Below are 23,015 nucleotides of genomic sequence, written 5' to 3'. Positions count from 1 at the left end.
CTAACTGCCGTCCGTGAGAAATTGCGGGCGGTTTTCTTTCACTCTTGATACAAACTTGCTTTCCTCCGCAAAATATCTCCATAAGACATTTCTATATTCCTCTGCGTAATCAATATTAACCCGCTCTGAGGTCATCACCCTGAAATCATTTCTGCCCTCCGTGATGTAAATCTCATCCCCGCAAAGGTCAATCCCGTAATGCTCCGTTGTGATTCCCATTGCCTGACATAATTTCCCCGGCCCGTTGCAGAGATTGCGAGCGTCAGAAATTCCCCGCCTCTGAATCATGAGCGGGAGTCCGTCAAGCGGTTCAAGAGCGCGAATCAATACGGCTTCAGGTTTTCCCGGTATGCTGGCTGTAACGTTGAAGCAGTGATACATTCCGTAGATGAGATAGACATACGCGAGTCCGCCCTCGTGAAACATTATCTCCGTTCGTGCTGTGCGTTTTCCGGCGTAACTGTGTGCGGCTTTGTCCTCCGGGCCTCTGTAGGCTTCAGCCTCGACAATAACCCCCGATGTGAGTCCGTGAACGAGGATTTTCCCGATTAAGTCATGAGCTACATTGCAGGCATTGCGGGCGTAAAATGAGCGGTCTAACTTTTCCATGATGATATTATATTCCCGGAGGCGGTTTAGTGATGACAGTCGTGAAATTTGCGGTGCGCTCCGAGACTGGGAGAGTCAGAACGAACAATGAAGATAACTTTTTCTGCAGCGGAATCTACATGACCCCTTCAGAATATGGCAGGCCGTTTTTCCTGAGCGGTGTTGCTGAAATCCCGTGCGTTTTCGCTGTTTTTGACGGCATGGGCGGACATGACTGCGGGGAGCTTGCCTCGCTTGTTTCGGCTGAGACTCTCGCGGAGCATTGCGGGGAAATCATTTTGGGCGGCTATGAGGCTGTCAGCAGGTACGCTTTTGACGTTCACGGGCGACTCCGGGACATTATGCTCAGTGAGCATATAATTACGGGCGCGACTCTCGGTCTTGTTGTGTTTGGGACGGACTCGTTCAGCGTCTACAATCTCGGCGACTCAAGAATCTACCGGGACAACAGCGGAGTCCTGACACGTATCACGGACGATCACACGGTGGCGGAAGATCGCGTGAGAATGGGAATGATGAGTCCCCGTAACGCGGAGAAGAGTCCACTGCGGCACAGGCTGACTCGTTTTCTTGGGATGTATGACAGTTTCGGGGCGGCTCCTGATTCTTACGGGTCTTTTTCTTTTGACGACAACAGGCGAATATTGCTGAGTACTGACGGCCTTAATGAAATGCTGACTCACCGCGAAATTTCCGCCCTCATGAAAGAATCCGGGACAGTAACGGACGGGGTTAATTATCTTGTGGACGAGGCACTAAAACGCGGCGGAGTCGACAACATAACCTGCATAGCAATAGAAATATGCTAGGGGTGAAAAATTTGCGATGATTATTCGTGAAGTGATGACAAAATCCGTGCTGACGAAATCGAATCTCCCTGTCTCGGATTATTCCGCAAACCCGTATACAGGCTGTGAGCATTCCTGCAAATATTGTTACGCCTCGTTCATGAAGAGATTTACGAATCACCCGGAGGAATGGGGCGGCTTTCTCGACATAAAGACATGGCCGGAGATAAAATACCCGGAAAAATATTCAGGCTATGAGGTGTTCCTGTCGTCAGTAACAGACCCATACCAGCCCGCCGAGGAGAAATACTGCCGTACGCGCAGACTCCTTCAGGAATTGCAGGGGCATGACGTAAGACTCAGCATAGCGACAAAATCAGATTTAGTGCTGAGAGATTTAGACCTGATACGGACATTCCCGGAGTCTAGAGTCTCATGGAGCATCAACACTCTTGATGAGTCGTTCCGTTCTGAGATGGACAAAGCGGTGAGCATTGAGCGGAGATTAGCGGCCATGAAAATATTTCACGACTCAGGAATACGCACAACGTGTTTCATTTCGCCGATATTCCCGGGAATAACGGACGTTCCTGCGATAATTGACCGGGCAAAGAATCAATGTAATCTAGTGTGGCTTGAGAATTTGAACCTGCGGGGGAATTACAGGGGTGTTATTATGGACTGGATTCGGGAGAAACGCCCGGAGCTTTCCGAACTGTATCAGGAAATTTACGCCGCGAAAAATTTATCTTACTGGTACGATCTTGACGAGGTTATGCGGGATTACTGCGGTAAAAACAATCTGCCCTATCTCCGAAACGATGACAGCATGAAGCGGCCTTTTGACGCTCCGCCCGTTGTGGTAAATTACTTCTTCCACTCCGAAATAGTCAGGCACAAAAAAAGCGGCCAGTGAGGAATTTTGCCCCGCTGACCGCCGTATTAACGTCTAGTGAAGGAAGTCAAGCAGGCTCGGCTGTAACATTCTCGAAATGACCGCTAAATTTGCCTGATACATGTAATCCGCAATCATGAGCTGTGAAATTGCGTCCGCCGGGTCAATTTTCGCGAGGTCATCATACTGCTCATCCATGATGGTATTCTCCGTAACGAGGCGTTCATTGTTGTACGTGTAGCGCGCCTGCAATGCTCCGTCTTCCGCCATGACTGATAGAATGTTGCTGATGAACGCGTCAATTCTCGGAAGCATTTTGTCCGAAAGAGCGTCCCTGTTTCCTGAGTTGACCGCCGAAATTATGTCGTTGATTACGCCGAAGCCGTTCTGTTTCATTGTGTTCGCGCCGCTCCTGATTGTGGCGTTCTGAGTGTAGATTCCGCTGTCGTAGAAGCCTGAGTCGACTCCCCTTGTTGACGCGCTGCCCTCAAGGTTATAGCCCCCGCGATAGTAGCTCCGTGTTGAAGTGCCTGTGCTGAGGAAGTCTGATGTATTGTCGGAGAGGTAAAGAATTTCCGCGCTCAGTGTGTTTCCGTCAGAGTCTGTGAATGATATTGTCTTGCTGCTCTCGTCAACTGTCGCTGTGATTCCCGTTCCCGAAAATGCCGCTGTTACCGCGTTTTTCCGGCTGTCATCGTCTGTAGCTTCTGACCAGTCAGCGGCGTACGTTGTGCCGTTAATCTCAATCATCACTGAGTCAATGCCGTTTTTTGTGTAGTCCACAGTCCCGGAGGCAGTCTCTTTCTTCTCCATGAAGCCAATCTCAACCGAATACCCGCGAGGAGACCACAGCATTAATTCCCCGTCATCGTTGATTTCAGCCTGAACGTCATAATCCTGCATTCTTGCGTTGATGAACTGAACGAGGTCATCAGCCTTTATCTTGTCATCCGCCGTAACATCGCGCATTGCCGTCAAATCTATCGTGTGAGTGTAGCCCGCCACAGTGATATTCAGCGTGTCAGCCGGGAAAGTCTGATTGCTGATGTCCCACGTGAAAGAGTCCGCCGTAATCCCTGCCCCTGTTCCGGCCTCATTGAGCCGTCCCTGAATGCCCGTTGAGAGTCCGAGAGCGTCCTCGGCTATATGCCCCTTTATGTCAAGAACATTCACCGCAGAGCCGTCAACAGATGACACCGAGATTAACGGGTAATCTCCGGAATTTCTCGCCGCGCTGTCCTGAGTGTTTCCCATGTGCTGATCGTAGTAGCTGACATATAGCCAGTCGCCCGCCTGAGTCCTGAGCCTATCCATAACGTCTTTCACGGTATCACTTGCGCTTACGTCAATTTCTACGCTGTGTGAGAGGTTCGAGAATCTTATTGTCCCCTCGCGGAATGATGTCCCGTAAGCCTCGCTGAATGTTGCGCTGTCTGTCATTGGTACTGTAGTCTGCTGAAGGTTTGACGTTACGCCGCCATGAATGCCCATCTGAGCCGCAAGCCCCCCGGAATAGTCGTTCCATTCGGGATCGTCAAAAGGCATGTCAACGACCGTAAACGCCTCGCCCGAAAGGAAGTATATCGATGATGAGCCGTCAATATTTTTCCCGGCCGAGTCAACGTGCTGAACATAGCCCATGACGCTATAGCCCTCGATTTCGTTCACCTGTTCGGCAATCGACTTCATGACTAAATCGCGGTCAACGAATCCCGTTGAAGGGTCAACAACATCGGCCTTCTTTATGTTGACATCGTAATACATTCCGCAGTTCATTTGAACACGCAAAGGAATCCCTACATTATCATCAACGCAGGGGGCTGACGGGAAATTCACGCACTTCATGCCGCGTCCTATATAGTCGTCGCTTGTGTCTGAAGTCTTCTTGTCGTCGTATGCGTCAGTCCGCAGAGCCGTTGAGAGTCCGAGCCTGTCAGCGTAATTGCTGCCGTTCATGTCGAGGAATATAACCTGCTCCCCGTTGAAGCCGCGAATCACAAGCCGCTGTGTTTTCTCCTCGTTGTTGAGGGTACCCTGCCCGGAGTCGTCTTTAACGTCCTCGCTAACGGAAACTTCAAGCCATCCCGCCCCGGCATTCTTGAGCCTTGACGCAATATCTTCAAGCGTGTACGTTCCGGCGTTGAGTTTTACGTCTACCGTGTGGCCTCCGCTCATGACGCGCCAGTGAAGCTGCTCGCCCGACTCAACCGTGAGGGTGTCATTCATTCCCATTTCGCGCGATTTCATGGCCGTCTCCATTCCGAGAAAGTCAAAGACATCAATGTGGCTGTGATCCAGCTTTCGCGGCTCAGTTTTTGCGGTGATTATGTTGTCGGTGTAATTTCCGCTGCTGTCTGTGGGAAGGTCAAATATTTTCCGGGCGTTGCCTTCTGCCTTTATGGTGAGCGGGGGGTAATGCAGGGCTTCTTGTGCCTCGTCAATTCTGAGGCGGTCTGCGGGAAGGTCTCCGATTCTTTCGGCGGTGATGACTATCTTGTTTCCGTCCGCTGATGTCCGGGCATACACTCCGTTCACAGAGTTGATTTTCTCTGCAATGTCCTCGATTGTGTCTGAGCTTCCGATTCTCACAATGCCTTCTTTCAGGAGTTCGTCATCAGTCATATCTTCTATTTGTTCGTCTGTGAGTGTTGACGGGGAATAGTTGCCTGTTGCGATTTTGATTAATGATGTCTCGCCTGTGCCGGGTCTCACCGCGTTAATGTCTATGTCAAGCGTAGTGATTTCGGCTTCCATCGGCATATAGTCAGTATCAGGCCACCCCGTAATGCCGATTTTCTCTCCCGTGTTGCTCTTGATGAACAACTGCTGAGTCCCGGCTTCTGTGTCTTGCTCGATATACACATTCACCAGCATGTCCGCGCCCTGATCCGCAAGCGAGCTGTTCACGATGTCGGCCAGATCCTGAAGGCTAATCCCGTCCGACTCTTTCGGGTCTCTGTACTCGTTTTTGTCGGAGTAATTCACAAGTTTTGTGCTGTCGCCCGTGTATTTGTTAGTCTTCTCGTAATCGGAATCGTTCCAGTCTTCAGGAATGAATACGGACAATGTGCGGTTTCCTACGGTGATTTGTACTTTTTCTTCCCTTCCCTGCCATGTCCAGTCGAGGCCAACTTTATGCGAGCATATGAAGTACGAGTCTTCATTCTCCGGCACAACATCGCTTCCCGCAAATGAAACATCGCCTAATATCCCCTCACTTACCGCGTATTGTATTCTCTCGTCCGTCCCCTGATACTGAATGCTTCCGTCAGGCATTTCCGCAAAAGGAAGAGTGCTTGAATCCGTCCCGCCGAAAATATACTGCCCCGCTATTTTCGTGTTCAGGTTGTCGAGCATGACTCTTTTGTTGGCTTCAATCTGCTGTGATATGTCTTTGAGCTGCTCCTCGCTCAATGCCCCGTCGCCCGCCTGAATTATGAGACTCCGTATCGACTGCGCCGCGTCAAGAACGTTATTCAGTGCCGAGTGAGCATATCGGAGCATAGTTATTCCGTTTGTTGTGTTGGACTGATATTTATCGTTTGCGCTCATGGCCGACTGAAGTCCCAATGACCGCGAAACCGCCGAGGGGTTGTCCGAAAGTTTAGTGTATTTGTTCCCGGTGGCTATTTGTCTCTGCAAATCCTGTAAATTTCTCTGGCTCTGCGACAATGAGTCCATCAGGCTGCCGTACATTGTTGATGTCGTCAATCGGCTGTACATTGTGAAAATCTCCTTTGCGTGATAAAAAAAATTCCCTCCCGTTCCTTCAGGAGGGTGAAATTTCGTCAACGGGTTCTGCTGAATTTATCGGCCTACAAGACCCATCCCGTTAATTATTGTGTTGAGCATCTCATCTATCGTTGTAATGTATCTCGACATAGCCCCGAACGCCCGGTTAAGTATCACGATGTCCATCAATTCCTCATCGAGATTCACGCCTGAACACGCCTGACGCTGTGAGTCAATCTGATCCGCTACTGTGGCCTGTGTCGTGTACATGAGTTTTGCGTGTCCTGCCTCCGTCCCAATCTGCGAGAGCATAGCGTCATATATCCCTGATACTGACATTGTGCCGTTTTCGAGGACTTTGGCGAAATTGAGTCCGGCCATTCTTGAGGCGTTGGAGCCGTCGCCGGTGCCTGCTGTTTTTCCTGAGACTGCGAGTCCGTTCTCGTCCTTGCTGCCCATTGCCGCGCCGATTAATGACGGGTCATAAAATACTTTGTCTGTTACGCTGAGTTTTTCCGCCGCTCCTGACATGAACGCAAGACTCTTGAAGAAGGCGACTCCCGTTGTGTTTGAGTCAGAGCCGACCCCGTAGCCTGAATACTGATAAGCGTTGAGAGTTTTTGCGAGGCCGTAAGCCATTTCATCAAGCTCCGATTTCAGGTTGGGAATCATCTCATCGCGGGCTTCCTCAAGTCCTTTGATTGTGCCGTCCTTTATGTGATGGAGGACTTTTATTGTTGTCGTTCCTGTGTTCTTGAGGTTGAGCCACATACCCGGGTTGATTTCGGTTAATTCTGTGGCCTTGTAGCGGTCGCGGACATTTCCCGATGTGGCCGGGATTCTCCTTGCCATGTTCATTTTGTTGTCGGACGAAAGCCAGCGGACTCCGTTCAGGCTGAACGAGGCATCCTCAGCGACTCCCGACTCAGGAATATACGCGACTTCCCGGAAACTTGTCATATAATTTCCGTTCGAGTCTTTGATGTCCGTTGTGATTGCCTGATTACGGGTGAGACCGAGACGGCGCAAGACCTGCATATTTCCGTCTTCAGCTCCCATAAGCGTAATGCGCTGTGCTTCCCCTGCGACATTCGCGGAAATCTCTAAATATCCGTTGTCCGTTGAGGCGTGAACCCACTGCTCCGGCTCTGTGAGTCCAAATTCGGCCTGATATTTCTCGTTTATCTTGTTGCGAATCGTGTTGAGGCTGTCGGAGCTTTCTACGTCAATCGTAATCACCGGGCTGTCGTTCACCATTCCCATTGAGGCCGCTAAATTCCCTTCAACATCGGAAATTGATACAAGGTGATTGTCTTTGCTCTCAACGTAAAACTGAGTGTAGACTCCTGATGATGATTTCCCCGCCGTAACTCTCATCCCTGAAAGTGCGGGGTTGTCTGAGTCTCTTGACTTTGTGAATGTCGCTGATATAAAGTTAGTCAAGTCTTCAACCGTTAGAGCACTGCCCGCCGTAACGTTGTTGCCCAAGTCTGAACTAAGCACCCATTTCCCTGTTGAATCGTTCCATGTTGCTGAAATGTCGACCTAATCCCCTGAAACGCCTATGCGGAATGTATGCTTCCTCACCGCGTCAGTGTCTCCGCTTTTCATCGCCGTGAGAATTTCGCCCTCCTTCAGGGCTTTTCCTGCGTTCGCGCTGAAGTTGTTTGACGTTATGCGAGTCCCCTGCGTGCCGACCTGAATGCGGAATGAGCCGGAAATGTTCAGCGGGTCATCGAGAGTCGCAGGTTCTGTACGCATGTTTACGGCGAGAAGCTCGCGTTTTGCCTCAGTCAGCGCGCCTAACATGCCGGAGTAGTCTGTCAGCTCAAGCGGGGATGTTTCATTTGTCGCTGTAACTGTTGCTGTAGCCTCAAAAATTATCGCGCTGCCGTCAGCTTTTGCCGAGAGTCCTACGTTAAGAGCCGTTGCTTTGTCGCTGATGAACTGCGCGAGGTTTGACGCTGTTATGTCGCCTGTAATTGTCTGTGTCTCGGTTGTTCCGCCATTATCGGCGCGGAGAGTCCAGCCTGAAGCGGCCTTGTCGATTTTCACGGTTAATACACTCGGCTTGCTGTCTGCGTCAAGAACACGGAACTGCAATTTATACGGTATATCCGCGCTGTTATCGTTCAGGATTATTCCGTTCTCAAATTCTGATGTCTTTACCGCGTAAGTTTCGAGACAGTGAGCATTTCCCCCGCCTGCTGTCCATTCGACTCCGTTGGCTATTCTGTCAACCGTGAGCTGATACGATCCCTCCGCGCCTGTCGCTAATGCCTCAGCGATATTCGGATCCTGCACTATGTCAAACTCATTCTCCGCGACCTGAACATCATAGTACACCTGATTGTCCCACATGAAAGCGTGTGCTTTAAGCTCGCGAACGTTCTGACCCTGCACCAAAACTTTGCCGTTCACAGAGAGGAAAAATTCACCCTTCACGCCGTCGTATTCTTTCGGCTCATTGTAGGATATATCCATCATCTTGGACAATTTATCGATTAACACATCGCGGGAGTCCCGTAGGTCGTTGGCGTTCTGATTGAGGGCTTCTGCCTCGTAAATTTCCCTGTTGAGGGCGGCTATGTCGTGAAGCATTGCGTTTGCGTCATCAACTGCCTGCTGAATTTCAAGATTTATGCTTTCATTGTACGTGTTGAAGCTGTCTATGAGGTTTCCGAGCATTGAGCCTATAGAGTTAGCGGATGTTACGAGAGCCTGCCGGGTTGCGGTGTCTTCGGGCTTCTCCTGCAACGTCTGCAAGTCCGTGAAAAATGTATCCATAGCGGCGCGGATTCCTGATGAGTTAGGCTCTGAGATATAATTCTGAATCGAGTCGTAGAGGTCATTAATCTTCTCCCAGTAGCCTAATGTCGACTGATTGTCGCGGAACTGGAAATCGAGAAACTCATCGCGTATCCTCTCAATACTCGTAATGGTCATGCCCTGCCCGACTTGGCCGACACCGTATATATTCTCAGGCGTTACAGTCGCGTAATTTACTCGCTGGCGGGAATAGCCCTCGGTGTTCATATTTGAGATATTATGTCCGACCGTCTGCATACCCAGCCTAAAAGCGTTTAGCGCGCTCCTGCCTAGTTCCATTCCTCCGAAAGTGCTGCTCATGTTATATTACCCCCTGAAATCAGCCGAACCAGACTGCGACACTATATCACCGTTAAGCCTGCGCCATTCTGAGAGGAGCATTGACGTATATTGTTCGTGCTGGTCAATAAGGCCGGTTAATATCATCATTTCAGACTTCAACACAAAAACGGACTGCGTTAATCTGTCCACAGCCCCGTTAAATTCTTCCTGTTCGTCTTTATCCATAACTGACACCAAAGAACTGGCCGATGTCCCGCAGGAATATTTTTCCGCGAATCTCCTTGCTATGTCATCGCGCTGTTTCTCTTGGGACTGTGCCTCGAACGACAAATCGCGGGTCTCATCCATAAGGGCGTTCACTGTCTCAGTATCACGGCGGCGCATGGCCTCGCGCTGTTCCCGGACTGCCTCTATAAGATCGTCAATGCAGTCTGCCTCATCTAACACCGCGTCAATAAGCTCTTCAGCGTCAGGGCGCATAGCGTTTACTCTTCTGCGGCTTCAAGCATTCCGGCCATGTAGAGAACATTAGCCAGCTTGTCGAGCGGGGGATTGTAAGTTCCCGACTCAATGCGTGATTTGAAGTCTGCTACTACGTCTTCGCGGACATCGGGAATATTCTTTATCTCGGCGTTGACTTTTGCCAGAAGTGAGCCGAACGAGCTTATATTAGCGTTGTCGGTCTCCGTGAAAGATCCGCTGTTGTATGACACACTGCGCCTTGATTTTTTACCTTGCAGGGCTTCCGCGCTGTATTGCCCTGATATTCTGCCAATCATTATTACGCTCCTCCTTCTTGAAAGATTCCATGACGCTTTTATTTCACTTAGTTTTTCGGTGCTTTGCGGGATTGTCTTTAACGGGAAAAAGAAAAGCCCTCCGGATTTTTCCCGGAGAGCCTCTGCGATTCGTTTCGTGATTCCTGAGAACACTATTTCTTTCTGAGAAGCGCGAGTCCTGCCAGCAGTCCCAAAAGAGAGAACAGCCCGGTGTTACAGCCCCCGCTTGAACCGCCTCCGCCGCTGTTCATCCAATCCCCTCTGACAGTAATCGAGTCGAAAACGTCAACGGCATCCCTTGGGTCAGTGGCTGACGTGTAAGAGAAAACGCAGTACGTTGTAGATGTCAGCCCCGAAAGTGTGCGGTTGTCTGCGACTCTAACGTACCACGTATAGCCGTTCCCGTCATAGGTGAATGAATAGTAGTCGCTGATTCTCTGAAAGTCCCTGCCCTGCACCTGGCTGTAGTAATCCCGCGCAATGTCTTCGAGAAGCTCGCCGCTTCCGATTTTCCCGACATCCACCCACATGCGTTCGCTGCTGTTGTAGTTGCTGTAGAGAGAAACGGAGCCGCCGCTGCTTTCTGAGTAACGCCAGTCTGTAGGCACAAGGCAAGAAAGGCGCGAGAAGTATTCTGTTGTCGCCGCGAAAAGAACAGAGGCCACTAATACCAGCGCAACAGCAAGTGAAAATGTCAGTGTACGTTTCATGAAAATTATTCCCCCCTGTAAGGTTATGAATTTCTGAAATTATACACTAAGAAAAAAAGTTCCCCGTTTTCCGCCGGAGAGCCTCTGCGATTCGTGTAGAAATTGTGCGGACAAAAATTTTCACGGCAAGCCATAAATTAAATCCCCGTAAATTTAAGTGCAGGGACACGTGATATAATTGCGGGAAATTAACGGAAGGTGATGTATTGAGATGGCAGAAAAAATTTGCCCGTCATGCAAGAAAGAATTAAAGCTCAGGGAGAAAGGCTATCCTATGGGAAGCTCATTTCTGAAGGCCGACAGGGTTCACGTTGACATTTACGAATGCCCCGAATGCCACGGGATAAGGCTATACGCCACAGAGGGCGACATGGTAACCTGCCCGAAATGCGGAAGCGTCCACAGCGCGAAAGAAGCCTGCGCGGTTTGCGCCCTCAATGCGGCAGTTGACGAGGCAACAAACAAGTAGCCGGAATAAAATTAATCCCCCTGTCATAATTCGGCGGGGGGAATTTTTTTGTCCTTTGTTACTCGTCCTTCACTACGCTGATTGCAAGTTCATCGAGTCTTTCCTGCTCTACAGCGTCAGGCGCACCTGACATTAGGCACTGAGCTTTCTGCGTCTTAGGGAACGCCATAACATCGCGGATTGAGTTTCCTCCGCAAAGTAACATCACGAGCCTGTCAACACCGAGAGCAAGCCCCCCGTGAGGAGGAGTCCCGTATGACAATGCGTCAAGGAAGAACCCGAATCTCCGCTTGGCCGCTTCAGGAGTAATCCCAAGACACTTGAAGAGTCTCGCCTGAACATCAGGGTCATGAATCCTGATTGAGCCTCCGCCGACCTCGTTGCCGTTGAGTACGCAGTCATACGCCCGGGCTAATGCGTTCGCGGGATCTTCGTCAAACGGCGTATCATTGTCAAGCGCAGGGGACGTGAACGGATGATGCATAGCCTCCCAGCGTTTTTCGTCAGCGTTCCACTCAAACAGCGGGAATTTTGTTACCCACAAGAACCGCCAGTTGTCCGGCGAGTCGTCGAAAAGGTCAGCGCGTTTCTTCCCTAACTCAAGCCGCAACGTTCCGAGAATCTCGCAGGCTTTAGCGCGTGAGGCATGAGCCACGATAAATAGCGCGTCATCGGGCTGCATTGCTCCGAGTTCTTTAACCTTCTCTAAATCTTCCGGCTTCAGGAATTTCACGAGAGGGCCTTTTAGTCCGCCGTCCTTGTAGAGGAAATTTGCGAGTCCCGATGTGCCGAGCTTTATTGCGCGGGCTTCGAGGTCAAGAATTTCTTTGCGTGATAATGACGCTCCCCCCGGAAGCCTGAGTCCCCGAACAACTCCGCCGTTCTCCAAAATTCTGCGGAATGGCTCAAACCCTGAGTCCCTGAATGCGTCCGCCAAGTCGCAAAGCTCAAGTTTCACCCTCAAATCCGGCTTGTCGCTGCCGTATTTGTCCATCGCGTCCCAGTATGACATTCTCATGAACGGAGTCGGAATGTCAACGCCGCGAATCTCCTTAAAGAGTCCCTTCATGTAGCCCTCAATGAGCGACATAATATCGTCCTCAACAATGTAGCTCATCTCTATGTCAACCTGCGTAAATTCCGGCTGGCGGTCTGCGCGCAAATCCTCATCACGGAAGCACCGCGCAATCTGATAATACCTGTCGAACCCGGAAATCATTAGTATCTGCTTGAAGAGCTGAGGACTCTGCGGAAGTGCGTAGAAGCAGCCCTGATTGACACGTGAAGGAACAAGATAATCCCTCGCGCCCTCCGGGGTTGCCTTCGTCAGCATGGGAGTCTCAAGCTCGACAAAATTCCGCTCCTCAAGATAACGCCGCGTGAATGAGTTAATCTTTGCGCGTGTCCTCATGTTGAACTGCATTTTTTCACGGCGCATGTCAAGATAGCGATATTTCAGGCGTATGTTCTCGTCAACTGTTTCTGTTTCGTCGCCTACTTCAAACGGGAGGGGTTTTGCTTTCGACATCACAAGCAAATCTGACGCTACAATCTCAATATTTCCTGTCTTCAGTTCGGGATTGTCGGTGCCTTCGGGACGTATACGCATTTTCCCTTTGACCGCTATGCAGTACTCGTTGCGGAGTCTCCCGGCCATGTCGTGAATCTCTCCGGCTTCAGGGTTGAACACTACCTGAATCGGCCCGGTCCAGTCCCACACCTCAATGAAGATTATTCCGCCGAGGTCGCGCCTTGCACGCACCCAGCCATTTGCGCGGACTTCCTTCCCTGCGTCATCTTCCGTGAATGTCCCGCAAAGTTTCGTCCTCTGCCATTCATTGTTGAATATTCTTGCCATTAAACTTTTGCACGTTCCCTTCGTAATTTATTGGGATTAAACCTGTATATTATATCCGTTTGCCAGCAAAAAAAACCGCGGCCAGAGAATCAAAATCCCCGGCCGCAATATTTTCACTGTATCAGCGCGGAAGCTCAGAGCGTCTTACTGTGCCTGCGCCTTCTGCGTGTACGTGATATATACCTCGTCTACGCCTGACTTGACCGTTATTGTCCCTGTGCGCTCCTCGCCGGTGTTATTCTTCCTGGCTGTGTAATACAGGCTGCTGCTCCCCTCGCCGCCTGATTTCGTGGACACTGAAAGCCAGTCTGAGTCGCTTTCTGCTGTCCAGGCTGCTTCTGTCATCAGTTTCGCCTCGAATGCGTAGCAGTCTTCCGATGCCACGTAACCATTATCATTCACCGTAACTACAGCCGTGTACAGAGGGCGCAGGAAATTCGGCTTGACAACTGCCCCGTCCACAGCCGACTCAAACTGGTAATGCTTGCCGCCGCGGTCAAACGCGATCCCGTCTCCCCATCCGGCTTTCGCATAGATCTCAAACGAGTCCCTCTCAGCAGGAAGTGCCCGGAAAATAGCCTCTGCCCCGAACGACAGTCTGGTGCCTGACGCTCTTGAGAGCGTGTAATCCCCGCTGGTGTAGCCGGGCCAGTCAGCCGTGGTATTCCATTTCGCGACACGTGTCCCGCTGTCTGTGTAAGGCATAGGGGTAATCTTATAATCCCCATTGGACGACTCCTGTGAGTCGGAACTGTAAGTCAGCTTCTCAGAGTACGTGTATCCTAGTTGTATCCCGCTGCGTTTTCCTACATACATTATCCAGCGCCCGGTATTGTTCTGGCCTGCCCAAGTATTTTGTGGCTTATGAGTAACGCTGAGGCCGTTGTTAATGCTCCACTTTCTGTGTCCATAATACGAGAATTCGCCTTCAAGTGTCTTGTCAGGGTCGTAAAACTCAAGGCGTTCTGCTTTCACGCCCGGCCACATGTACAGGGCAAGCGACTTGGTGAAGCCCGAAAGAAGGGACATGTCATCGTATCTTCCCAGCGTCGGCTCTGTATCGACCCAGGCTTTGACTATGTAATAGTCGTTATGGTTTTCGAACGAGTGAAGGCTGACTACCTGATACTTTGCGCTGGTTTTGCGCTGGACGGAAAGATTCTGCGGCAGCATATCAAGCGAGGCCATAAGCACGCCTTCTTTGTCAGCGCGGCCATACACGTTCTGGCGGTAGTACTGCGAAAACGGCATTGACTCTATATCCACGTATTCTGTCGTTACTCCCTGTACGAGATAGAGGGCTTCACGTGTCCTTCTTTCCAGCTCTTTGGCATCAATTACCGTAACCGCCGCCGCGACTTCCGACTCGATTTCCGCTTTCATCTCTTCAATTTTTCCGTCAAGCTCCGACTGCCAGTCGAACAGCGCCTGCACACGGCTTCTGCACAGCTCCTCGTTATGCCCGCCTGAAACAGAAAGCCCCGGCCCAAAGTCGTCTGACGTGCCGTTTGAGATCATGCCGCTGTAATATTCATGGTTGCCGCTGCATTTCGCCACGTAGGTGAAAACGTGCGGTATCCCGTCAGCAAACGGACGGCGCGCTATTCCGAGAAGCTCAAAGAGCGGGTACGGCGCGTTCGGGTCAGGACGGGCGAACGAGAATCCCACAAAGGCATCCATCGCCCTAACGCTTGCTTCGTCCGCGTAAACAGCGACCATCGCAACGCCCCTCTCATACGCGCTCACGAGGCTTGCCAGAAGGGTCAGCACCTCAGCGGCCCCGGTATTCTCCGGCAAGGTTTCCGCGGCATTCCCGAAAAACAGCATATCCTTTGAGGTCAGGCTGTTGATTACACCTGTCAGCCCGGCAATATCGGATGTGTCGTAAGCCTCTGTGATACGCTCGCTGAGGTATGGCGTTAAGTCGCTCCCGTCAAAACGCGCTTCCGTGAGGCTTCCCGCAAGGACATAACGCGCTGAAGTCTGCGGTGTCGGCTCTGTAGGGTTGTCAGGTATTGTAACAATGCCGCCGCTTGAACCTCCGCACCCCCCCGAAATAACAGCCGCGAAAATTACAGCCGCAAAAACCAAAATAGCGCGGACAAAATTACGCTTCATGAAAAGACTTCTCCCTTGAATTGCAAATTATATGATGATTGTTGATTTTATCACAGACTCAGCGCAGAGCTAAAATTTTCCATAACTCCTCGTTTGTGCTGAATGATAATTTTCCCCAGTCAACAAATCTTCCCGCAATCCCCGAATTTATTCCGGCTGACTCTAATTCAGCCTGTGCCTGTTCGACTCTCTCAGAAGGAATCACAGCCGCAAGCATTCCCGATGATATGAGATTGTACGGGTCAAAGCATAATTCCCGCGAGGCTCTCAGGGTCAGGGGCGACACGGGGATATTCTCCCGGAAAATCTCAATTCCGAGTCCGCTTCCCTCCTGCATTTCGTAGAACGCTCCATTGAGGCCGCCCTCTGTAGGGTCATGCATGTACACAGCGTAATCCCGGAGAATTTTTGCGGGCTTGACGACGGAGAAATCATTTCCCCACAAGCGTATGACAGTCATCTCTTCAGGCGTGAAAATTCCGGCGAACAGTTCCGGCCTGTCGTGGGCAACAATGCTCATTCCTTCGAGTCCGCAATGCCCCGTAACAAGAATCACATCACCGCCGTGAATCTTCTTTGCGCTGAGTTCGTGATGAGTCATTCCCAGCATAGTACCCGAAATTACCGGCTGTGCGTAACGGTCTGTTAATTCCGTATGTCCTCCGGCGATGGCTATTCCCATTTCCGCGCACGTCTCGTGAATCTCGCGCATAATGTCATGAACATATCCCGCGCCCATTGAGTCGGGTACGATTAGGGTTACTATGAGCCAGGAAGGATCGCCGCCCTTGCAGGCTATATCGTTCGCGTTTATGTGGACGAGGAGTTTCCCGGCGTTGCGTGTTGCTCCTGTTACGGGGTCTGAGGCCGCAACTAGTATCCCGTCAGGCACACGGATTAACGCGGCATCCTCGCCGATCCCACCGCCCACAAGCAAATCACTTCTCACCGTCCCGGAAAAGTCCAATACATTCGAGCGCAAAACATCAGGCTGTAATTTACCGGGCATTTTTCGAGTCCTCCGTGAAAATCTGACGCAGGATTTTTATCCCCTTTTCGAGGCCCAAGAGTGAAGGACGGCTGATATAACGTTCGGGGATCTCGCACACTCTCGCATGTCGTAACGCTCCCGCCCATTCACGCCCCCGAAAATCTCGAACAGTCGCAGGATTCATTGCCCCCGTCTGAATGATGTAAACGTCAATGCTTTCCGCCTTCCTCAAAACACGCTCAACGCCATACGGGGCTACGGTGCTTCCCTCGCGCAATGGCACAGCGTCCGCGGCAATGTTCACGCCTCCCGCAAGTGCTATGAGTCTGGCAGGCCATGAGTCCGGGGCGCAGGTGTGAAGCTCTCTTGATGTTGCCTCCAAGAACACGCGGGTTTTTTTTGCTGACGGGGACTCTATTCCCTCAAGCGCGGAATTTAGCCGGGCGATTCCTTTCACGGGGTCAAGATTGAGACTCTCCGCGAGGGTCAGCAGGTATGCGGGGAAATCGTCCCATTTCGGCGGGTCAATGCTGACTACTTTCACGCCCGAACGCCTCAGAACGTCATACATATTCGGGTTGATACGCTCGGCAAATGGCCGGGTAATCACAATGTCAGGACGTAACGCAAGTATTCTTTCAGCCCCCGAACGCAGAGAGACTCGCGGCAAGTCAGGCAGCAAATCATCATCATCATTTTCCGACAGCGCAATCAAATTCCCCTCCATCGCTGAAATGTTGTCCGAATGCCCCGGATAAAGCGAAATCACCCGCAGAGCTTCAGACTCAGCCGGGCATATCATCATCATAATCATCAATATTGTTACGGCAAAGCGCGCCACATTGAATCGTTCCTTTCTTTGTTGTTGTAGGGTATAAATTCTGTTCCGTATAATTTTCTCAGGACTGAACCCGAAATTTTCCGGCCATGCGAAATTAATTCCCCATCCCTTAACGCAATGTAATAATCAGAATATGACAGCGACAAATTTATGTCATGAACCGCCGCAATGATACTCCTTCCGCCGTCAGCAAGAGTCCTCAGAATCGCGAAAACTTTTGCGGACTTGTCTGGGTCAAGTGCGCTCGTAGGCTCGTCAAGCAGAATTATTCCCGTGTTCTGTGCCAGTGAACACGCAAGAAAAGCAAGCTGCCTTTCACCGTCAGAGAGAGTCATAATGTCCCGTTCAAGAAGATGTGTTATCCCTAAAATTTCTGCTGACTGATTCACCGCGTCAATGTCGGACTGAGTCAGCCGTGAGAAAATCCCCCTGTAGGGAAGCCTGCCCATCTCGATAATCTCGCGGACGCTGAAAGGGTATGACGGCCTCAGACTGTTTCCGCTCATCACGAACGCAGCATTACGCGCAAATTCACGCCGGGGAATATTCCTGACCTCTGATGTATCACCCCTCTGTTTCACTGCGCTCAACATCCCCCCTAAGTTAGGGGGGACACGGCTTGCCGAGAGGGGTAACGCCTCACAAGGGAGGACACGGCTTGCCGAAAGGGGTAACGCCTCACAAGGTGCAGAATCATGAAGAATGACATTCCCCGAATACGCCATCAATCCCGCAAGAACTCGCAGAAATGTAGACTTCCCCGAACCGTTAGGCCCGATTAGCGAGACGAGTCCCGGCGGAATATCGAGCGACAAATCACGCAGGACTGTCTTTTTCCCGTAGCAGGCGCAAAGATTCCTGACGCTGTACGCTATTTCCCGCAATACTCCCTCAATCTAGCACATAAATATTCGTAGCGTTCTCGCTTCTCCGTCCGCAGAAAATGAGTCTCCCTGCTCTGCTCAGGATTGCCCGCGTAATTCAGTGCCTCTCCGTCAAACTGTTCACTAGTCAGATCAAACGCATAATCCCCTACAACGTTATAGCAGTGAAAATTTCCGCCCTCAAGCGGGACTCCGTAAACATGGCCGCCGAAAATGTCCTGTGCGAGGAATGATGTTATAGCGCACTGGCCTAATGTCGGGTTATCGGCTGTCCACTCATGGCGGAGTCTCGGAGTGCAGGAATATTCGCACCAGACGTGAAGCAGGGCATCGTACAAGTCGCAGGGAGTGAGAATGCCGGGGTAATCGTGATTTATGGCGTGAACATGGCCGGAGTTCTCCCAGCCGTAAAAATTGTATTGCAGAATAAAAACCTTCCTTCAGTGTAGAATATTGCTGTTGAATGGAGCTGATTATACGTGAAAAAATTTTTTGTGCTGATAACATTTCTGCTTACCGCTGCAATTTCTGCCGAGGCTCTTCCGTCAAGATATGACCTGCGCGACTATGGCCGGATAACAAGCGTAAAGAATCAGGGAATCCCCGGCCCCTGCTGGGCGTTCGCGGCACTTGGAGCAATGGAGTCAAACTGGCTGACACAGGGACTCGGAAAAGCTCATGACCTTTCCGAAATGCACATAGCCTTCTACAGTTACAGAGACCCGATAAAGAGTCGCAACTTCACATCGCGCATAAAGTCCGGGACTCTCTCGCTTGAAGGCAACGTGTTCATGCCTGTGGCGTTATTGTCCCGACTGTCAGGGCCGACAGACGAAAGACTCCTGCCGTACTCGACAACAATAACCGCCTCAAAACGGCGCGAGCTTTCCCGCAAAGCCCCCGAAAAATTCCGGCGTTCAATGAGGCTCAGGAACGCATATTTTCTTTCAGGCGGAAGGACTCTCAGCGACAGCGACAAGAAATCACTCATCATGACTCACGGGGCAATAGTCATCAGCATATACAGCGACCCCGACAACTACAGCAGGCGCGGAGGGCATTATACGTACTTCAACAAATCGCACGGGACAGCAACGAATCATGATGTTCTTCTTGCGGGCTGGGACGATAATTTTTCCCGCGATAATTTTTCCCCTAAGCCTGAAAGAAACGGGGCGTGGCTCGTCAAAAACTCGTGGGGAACAATGCGCGGCAATGAGGGCGGCTATTTCTGGATGCCCTATGAGCAATATAACTCAGGGGGTACGGCGTTCATAGTGGAGCGTAACAATTCCCGGCTGAGGCATTACGGCTATGATGAGCTGGGATTCTGCAAGCCCGTGAAATATTCCTGGTGTGCAAACGTCTTCTGGGTCTCAGGAAAAAGCGAGTCGCTCCGGGAAATCGCGTTCTACACTCTCAACAACAATTCAGCGTATGAAGCGTATGTGTATCATCACGGGGATAAATTTCCGGCGAGTCCTTCTGACGGGGAAATGATTGCTGCGGTGAAAGGGACTCAGGAATACGCCGGCTATCATACTGTGAATTTGCCTGAACGATTCACGCTGAAGGAAGGAGAATATTTTTCCGTTGTCCTGAATTTGCCGGGCGGTTACGTTCCTGCGGAAATAAAAGTAAAAGGGTACTCCGAGAATGCAGAAGTTAATCCGAAAGAGAGCTATTTTTCTGCTGACGGGGTGAATTGGACGGACGGCGCGAATATCGGGGCTAATGCTTGCGTGAAGGCCTTTAGCGTTTCGAGGATGTAGAAATTTTCCCCGTGAAGTTTTGCGGCTGTTGACATTCTGATTCCTATAGTGTAATTTCCCTGCATATTCCCGAAAAAAGAAGGCGCAGTCATGATAGAGATTGACGAAAAATTACTCTATACCCGCTCAAACGAATGGGCGCAAAATCTCGGCGGAGTTATACGCACAGGCATTGACGACTATTCACAGTCATCACTTGGCGACATCGTACACATTGAGATTTACCCGGAAGGGACTCACGTCATGGCCGGAAAAACTTTCGGCACAGTCGAGGCCACAAAGTCAGTCAGCGAAATTCATTCACCCGTAACAGGCGTAATTGCCCATGTGAATCCCGAAATCCTGAAATCCCCCGGCCTAGTCAACATTGATCCCTACGGAGAAGGCTGGCTCGCTGAATTTTCACCCGACAACCCCGCAGAACTCGACTCACTCATGACCCCGTCGGCCTACAAATCATACATATCATGACCGACACCGCAGAGCGAATACAGAACATTAACCGCCTCAAGCAAAATATTTACCGCGAATACGGCTATTATTACTATGTCCCGATGGCCGAGGCGTATACCGTTCAGATTCCTGTTACTGTCGGCTGCTCTTACGACAAGTGCCTATACTGCGAATTGAATCAGGGCAAAAAATTCCGGGAGCTTTCTTTTGATGAGATCTCCGGCCATGTTGAGAGCCTCAAGAAAATTCACGAGGGGCGGAATCCGAAACGCTTTCTGCTTGCAGGGGGGAATCCTTTTGTCCTAAGCACCGAAAAATTACTCCGCATTGCAGAATTGATACGCTCAAATTTCCCGGAGTGCGAATATATTTCGGCGTTCTCAAGAGCTGATGACGTTACCCGGAAATCTCCCGCAGAGCTTCACGCGCTTCATGAGGCAGGCTATAACCGTCTCTGTATCGGTGTCGAGTCCGGGAGCGATGATGTTTTAGCGTTTCAGAACAAGGGCATAACACGCGCCGAGAATCTCCGGGCTATGAATATTCTTGATGACGCAGGAATGAATTACTCCGTCTATATCATGCTGGGACTCGGCGGTCATGGCATGAGCGAGTCTCACGTCAGCGAAACAGCAAGCCTCCTCAACATGTCGCACCCTTTCTCGCTGACCGTTGTAACTCTCGTAATCTTCAAAGGCGCAAAGCTGATTGACCGCATAAAGTCCCACGAATTTCACAGAATGCACCCTCTTGACGCATTCAAAGAAGGCCGCGAATTATTATCACGACTCGAAATTTCTGCGATATGGGACGCGACTCACAAGACAAACATTTTCCCCCTCAAAGGCAAAATCCCGGAGCATAAAGAGAAATTGTTAGGGCGGATTGATGATGTTATAGCCGAGATTGAGTCGGGCGACATAAAGCAGTACGAGCTAAAACGCTGGCGGAAATGGGCAACGGAATAGCGTTATCATTATTGCGGAATAATCGCGGATTCGGTATCATCACACTATCTTTTCAGGAAGGAGAAAATTCAATGCACAGGGTGTTTACGTGAAGAAATAATCATGCACGTGTTGCATTCTGCTGCGTTGAAATTTTACCCGTCAAAAATTAACCTCCCGCAAACTTTCAGGGCAGCGGATTCACATAGACACATAAAATTTTTGCATTAAGAATAATTTTCACATGCACAAAAAAACTTCCGGGGCTGATGTCCTGAGTCATTTGACGCGGGAGAGACTCGCCGAGCTTGAGAGCAGGCCGAAAACGCCCCTGCGTGTATTTATGGATTACGTGATATGCTTCATGCCCGTGATATTCGGACTATTGGCACTCGCTGAATATCTCTATATTCCGAACCTGAAGGGCAACAAATCAACGTCAACATATACATATTTCCTTGCGATTCTGATTGCGATTGCGGGAATGTATTTCGTGATGTCATTCTTCAGCAAGAAAATATTTCTCGTTCTCAGGTACAAAGCCCCGTTCTACGCATTTATATTTGTGTTATTGGCGGCCTATGACTATATGACGCTCAAGACCGGGAAATTAGTCCTGCCATATTTCACGTGGACGGACGAAATTTTGAACGCAATTATTGATGACCGGGCTTATCTTTTGGACTGCACAATAAATTCTCTCAAGCTGTTATTCACGGGCTATTTTTCGGGGGCGTTTCTGGGAATTGTTACGGGAGTCGCCTGCGGGTGTTCGAGGAACGCGGACTATTGGATTTCCCCTTTCATGAAACTTGTCGGAGCTATTCCCTCGCCTACATGGATTCCGATCGTCATGGTGATTGCGTCAACGTTATTCAGCGGTGCGGTGTTCATTATTGCGCTGGGCGTGTGGTACTCCCTGACTATCGCGACAATGACGGGTATACGCAACATCGACAAATCATATTATGACGCGGCAAAAACTCTCGGAGCGAGCCGGATTCGCCTTGTGCTGAATGTCGCAGTCCCTTTCGCCGTGCCGAATATCCTTCAGGGACTCACGCAGGGAATGAGTACGGCATGTTTGACGCTAATCACGGCTGAGATGGTCGGGGTTGAGTCGGGACTCGGCTGGTATGTCTCATGGCAAAGGAGCTGGGCGCAGTACGGGAAAATGTACGCGGCCATTGTCGTGCTATGTATCGTATTTATCGCGGTCAACTGGGGACTCAGTGCCGTAAAACGCAGGCTGTTGCGCTGGCAGGAGGGTATGACGGAATGAATCATCTTGAGCTTTCACACGTCCACAAAAGTTTTGCACGCACTGAGGGAGAAGACGTTACACAGGCACTTGAGGACATAAATTTTTCGGTGCATGACGGCGAATTTCTGTCTATTGTCGGGCCTTCAGGGTGCGGAAAATCAACGATAATGCGCCTAATTGCCGGACTCATTTTCCCGACAGCAGGAACAATCACGCTCAACGGCGAAATCATCAGAGGCACTGACACCTGGCGCGGAATGGTATTTCAGAAGCCTACATTATTCCCCTGGCTTACGGCTGAAGAGAACCTGCACTTTACAGCGCGTATGCAGGGACGGAGGCGCGACTCTCAATACATGGCCGAGGCTGAAAGGCTCTTAGAGATGGCCGGGCTTGCTGATTTCAGGAACGATTACCCGCACCAGTTATCCGGCGGAATGGCTCAGAGGCTCGCATTAATCCGAACGATGATAAACAATCCCAAAGTGTTTTTGCTTGACGAACCGCTCGGAGCTTTGGACGCATTCACGCGAATGAATATGCAGGACGAAATATTACGCCTGTGGCAGACCTCAAAGCATATTGTCCTGATGGTAACGCATGACATTGACGAGGCTATATATCTTGGGACTCGTATTCTTGTGATGGCACCGAGACCGGGAAGAGTCCGCGCTGACCTGGTAAATGATATGCCGTACCCGCGAGTCAGGACAAGCGATGAGTTTTTGCAGTGGCGGAAAAAAGTGTTGGGAATGCTCGATTTCGGGCAGAAAAATACAAAGGAGGTATAACCG

General features: G+C 50.6%; 21 protein-coding genes. 8 read left to right on the top strand and 13 right to left on the bottom strand.

All coding sequences use genetic code 11. From position 1 onward, the window contains the following. Entirely contained in the window at nucleotides 1-609 is a 609-nt protein-coding gene (locus IKQ95_05270) for a DNA-3-methyladenine glycosylase (protein ID MBR4196105.1), read from the bottom strand. A 32-nt stretch (nucleotides 610-641) separates the two neighbouring features. Here IKQ95_05270 and IKQ95_05265 point away from each other — a divergent pair, with 32 nt between their 5' ends. Further along, entirely contained in the window at nucleotides 642-1,418 is a 777-nt protein-coding gene (locus IKQ95_05265) for a serine/threonine-protein phosphatase (GenBank protein MBR4196104.1), read from the top strand. A gap of 16 nt (nucleotides 1,419-1,434) precedes the next feature. Continuing rightward, nucleotides 1,435-2,313 carry a radical SAM mobile pair protein B gene (locus IKQ95_05260; protein MBR4196103.1) on the top strand — a complete coding sequence of 293 codons (879 nt, stop codon included), beginning with the start codon at nucleotides 1,435-1,437 and terminating at the stop codon, nucleotides 2,311-2,313. Nucleotides 2,314-2,346: 33 nt separating this feature from the next. On the opposite strand, the gene flgL is transcribed toward IKQ95_05260, so the two are convergent. From flgL to IKQ95_05230, 6 genes are all read right to left on the bottom strand, one after another. After that, nucleotides 2,347-6,015 (bottom strand): flagellar hook-associated protein FlgL, encoded by a 3,669-nt coding sequence (gene flgL / locus IKQ95_05255; protein ID MBR4196102.1) that lies wholly within the window; start codon nucleotides 6,013-6,015, stop codon nucleotides 2,347-2,349. Between the two features lie 84 nt (nucleotides 6,016-6,099). Beyond that, complete coding sequence (locus IKQ95_05250) at nucleotides 6,100-7,527, bottom strand: hypothetical protein (protein ID MBR4196101.1); 1,428 nt, start codon at nucleotides 7,525-7,527, stop codon at nucleotides 6,100-6,102. Nucleotides 7,528-7,569: 42 nt separating this feature from the next. Continuing rightward, a complete protein-coding gene (flgK, locus tag IKQ95_05245; GenBank protein MBR4196100.1) occupies nucleotides 7,570-9,153 on the bottom strand; it encodes a flagellar hook-associated protein FlgK in 1,584 nt (527 codons plus the stop codon). Nucleotides 9,154-9,159: 6 nt separating this feature from the next. Beyond that, nucleotides 9,160-9,615 carry a flagellar export chaperone FlgN gene (gene flgN / locus IKQ95_05240; GenBank protein ID MBR4196099.1) on the bottom strand — a complete coding sequence of 152 codons (456 nt, stop codon included), beginning with the start codon at nucleotides 9,613-9,615 and terminating at the stop codon, nucleotides 9,160-9,162. A 5-nt stretch (nucleotides 9,616-9,620) separates the two neighbouring features. Beyond that, a complete protein-coding gene (locus tag IKQ95_05235; GenBank protein ID MBR4196098.1) occupies nucleotides 9,621-10,067 on the bottom strand; it encodes a flagellar biosynthesis anti-sigma factor FlgM in 447 nt (148 codons plus the stop codon). Beyond that, on the bottom strand, nucleotides 10,067-10,624 hold the full coding sequence (locus IKQ95_05230; protein MBR4196097.1) for a hypothetical protein: 558 nt from the start codon (nucleotides 10,622-10,624) through the stop codon (nucleotides 10,067-10,069). The genes IKQ95_05235 and IKQ95_05230 overlap by 1 nt, the downstream gene beginning before the upstream one ends. A 211-nt stretch (nucleotides 10,625-10,835) precedes the next feature. On the opposite strand from IKQ95_05230, the gene IKQ95_05225 reads away from it, so the two are divergent. After that, nucleotides 10,836-11,093 carry a zf-TFIIB domain-containing protein gene (locus IKQ95_05225; protein ID MBR4196096.1) on the top strand — a complete coding sequence of 86 codons (258 nt, stop codon included), beginning with the start codon at nucleotides 10,836-10,838 and terminating at the stop codon, nucleotides 11,091-11,093. 58 nt (nucleotides 11,094-11,151) lie between these two features. On the opposite strand, the gene aspS is transcribed toward IKQ95_05225, so the two are convergent. The 6 genes from aspS to IKQ95_05195 form a co-directional block, all read right to left on the bottom strand. After that, a complete protein-coding gene (aspS, locus tag IKQ95_05220; GenBank protein ID MBR4196095.1) occupies nucleotides 11,152-12,951 on the bottom strand; it encodes an aspartate--tRNA ligase in 1,800 nt (599 codons plus the stop codon). Nucleotides 12,952-13,095: 144 nt separating this feature from the next. After that, nucleotides 13,096-15,069 (bottom strand): BACON domain-containing protein, encoded by a 1,974-nt coding sequence (locus tag IKQ95_05215; protein MBR4196094.1) that lies wholly within the window; start codon nucleotides 15,067-15,069, stop codon nucleotides 13,096-13,098. Between the two features lie 58 nt (nucleotides 15,070-15,127). Next, nucleotides 15,128-16,078, bottom strand: coding sequence for an AIR synthase family protein (locus IKQ95_05210; protein MBR4196093.1), 951 nt, complete (start codon nucleotides 16,076-16,078; stop codon nucleotides 15,128-15,130). Next, nucleotides 16,068-16,901 carry a hypothetical protein gene (locus tag IKQ95_05205; protein ID MBR4196092.1) on the bottom strand — a complete coding sequence of 278 codons (834 nt, stop codon included), beginning with the start codon at nucleotides 16,899-16,901 and terminating at the stop codon, nucleotides 16,068-16,070. Before IKQ95_05205 ends, IKQ95_05210 begins: the two co-directional genes overlap by 11 nt. Next, nucleotides 16,883-17,785, bottom strand: coding sequence for an ABC transporter ATP-binding protein (locus IKQ95_05200; GenBank protein MBR4196091.1), 903 nt, complete (start codon nucleotides 17,783-17,785; stop codon nucleotides 16,883-16,885). Before IKQ95_05200 ends, IKQ95_05205 begins: the two co-directional genes overlap by 19 nt. Then, nucleotides 17,773-18,123 (bottom strand): hypothetical protein, encoded by a 351-nt coding sequence (locus IKQ95_05195; GenBank protein MBR4196090.1) that lies wholly within the window; start codon nucleotides 18,121-18,123, stop codon nucleotides 17,773-17,775. The genes IKQ95_05200 and IKQ95_05195 overlap by 13 nt, the downstream gene beginning before the upstream one ends. Nucleotides 18,124-18,264: 141 nt before the next feature. Here IKQ95_05195 and IKQ95_05190 point away from each other — a divergent pair, with 141 nt between their 5' ends. The 5 genes from IKQ95_05190 to IKQ95_05170 all read left to right on the top strand — a co-directional run bounded on the left by IKQ95_05190 (nucleotide 18,265) and on the right by IKQ95_05170 (nucleotide 23,012). After that, nucleotides 18,265-19,557, top strand: coding sequence for a hypothetical protein (locus tag IKQ95_05190; GenBank protein MBR4196089.1), 1,293 nt, complete (start codon nucleotides 18,265-18,267; stop codon nucleotides 19,555-19,557). Nucleotides 19,558-19,647: 90 nt separating this feature from the next. Beyond that, nucleotides 19,648-20,028 carry a glycine cleavage system protein H gene (locus tag IKQ95_05185; protein MBR4196088.1) on the top strand — a complete coding sequence of 127 codons (381 nt, stop codon included), beginning with the start codon at nucleotides 19,648-19,650 and terminating at the stop codon, nucleotides 20,026-20,028. Then, a complete protein-coding gene (locus tag IKQ95_05180) occupies nucleotides 20,025-20,978 on the top strand; it encodes a radical SAM protein (protein ID MBR4196087.1) in 954 nt (317 codons plus the stop codon). The genes IKQ95_05185 and IKQ95_05180 overlap by 4 nt, the downstream gene beginning before the upstream one ends. 223 nt (nucleotides 20,979-21,201) lie before the next feature. After that, a complete protein-coding gene (locus IKQ95_05175) occupies nucleotides 21,202-22,239 on the top strand; it encodes an ABC transporter permease subunit (protein ID MBR4196086.1) in 1,038 nt (345 codons plus the stop codon). Continuing rightward, nucleotides 22,236-23,012 carry an ABC transporter ATP-binding protein gene (locus tag IKQ95_05170; protein MBR4196085.1) on the top strand — a complete coding sequence of 259 codons (777 nt, stop codon included), beginning with the start codon at nucleotides 22,236-22,238 and terminating at the stop codon, nucleotides 23,010-23,012. The genes IKQ95_05175 and IKQ95_05170 overlap by 4 nt, the downstream gene beginning before the upstream one ends. Nucleotides 23,013-23,015: the final 3 nt, after the last annotated feature.

This window comes from Synergistaceae bacterium, from assembly GCA_017540085.1.
Taxonomy (GTDB): domain Bacteria; phylum Synergistota; class Synergistia; order Synergistales; family Aminobacteriaceae; genus JAFUXM01.
The sequence above is the reverse complement of the archived record's forward strand: the minus strand, read 5'-3'. Positions and strand labels throughout refer to the sequence as shown.

Bases quoted from the DNA above. Each gene is read 5' to 3' on its own strand.
- IKQ95_05270 (MBR4196105.1), bottom strand. From the start codon at position 609: ATGGAAAAGTTAGACCGCTCATTTTACGCCCGCAATGCCTGCAATGTA.
- IKQ95_05265 (MBR4196104.1), top strand. From the start codon at position 642: ATGACAGTCGTGAAATTTGCGGTGCGCTCCGAGACTGGGAGAGTCAGA.
- IKQ95_05260 (MBR4196103.1), top strand. From the start codon at position 1,435: ATGATTATTCGTGAAGTGATGACAAAATCCGTGCTGACGAAATCGAAT.
- flgL (MBR4196102.1), bottom strand. From the start codon at position 6,015: ATGTACAGCCGATTGACGACATCAACAATGTACGGCAGCCTGATGGAC.
- flgK (MBR4196100.1), bottom strand. From the start codon at position 9,153: ATGAGCAGCACTTTCGGAGGAATGGAACTAGGCAGGAGCGCGCTAAAC.
- flgN (MBR4196099.1), bottom strand. From the start codon at position 9,615: ATGCGCCCTGACGCTGAAGAGCTTATTGACGCGGTGTTAGATGAGGCA.
- IKQ95_05230 (MBR4196097.1), bottom strand. From the start codon at position 10,624: ATGAAACGTACACTGACATTTTCACTTGCTGTTGCGCTGGTATTAGTG.
- IKQ95_05225 (MBR4196096.1), top strand. From the start codon at position 10,836: ATGGCAGAAAAAATTTGCCCGTCATGCAAGAAAGAATTAAAGCTCAGG.
- aspS (MBR4196095.1), bottom strand. From the start codon at position 12,951: ATGGCAAGAATATTCAACAATGAATGGCAGAGGACGAAACTTTGCGGG.
- IKQ95_05215 (MBR4196094.1), bottom strand. From the start codon at position 15,069: ATGAAGCGTAATTTTGTCCGCGCTATTTTGGTTTTTGCGGCTGTAATT.
- IKQ95_05210 (MBR4196093.1), bottom strand. From the start codon at position 16,078: ATGCCCGGTAAATTACAGCCTGATGTTTTGCGCTCGAATGTATTGGAC.
- IKQ95_05185 (MBR4196088.1), top strand. From the start codon at position 19,648: ATGATAGAGATTGACGAAAAATTACTCTATACCCGCTCAAACGAATGG.
- IKQ95_05180 (MBR4196087.1), top strand. From the start codon at position 20,025: ATGACCGACACCGCAGAGCGAATACAGAACATTAACCGCCTCAAGCAA.
- IKQ95_05175 (MBR4196086.1), top strand. From the start codon at position 21,202: ATGCACAAAAAAACTTCCGGGGCTGATGTCCTGAGTCATTTGACGCGG.
- IKQ95_05170 (MBR4196085.1), top strand. From the start codon at position 22,236: ATGAATCATCTTGAGCTTTCACACGTCCACAAAAGTTTTGCACGCACT.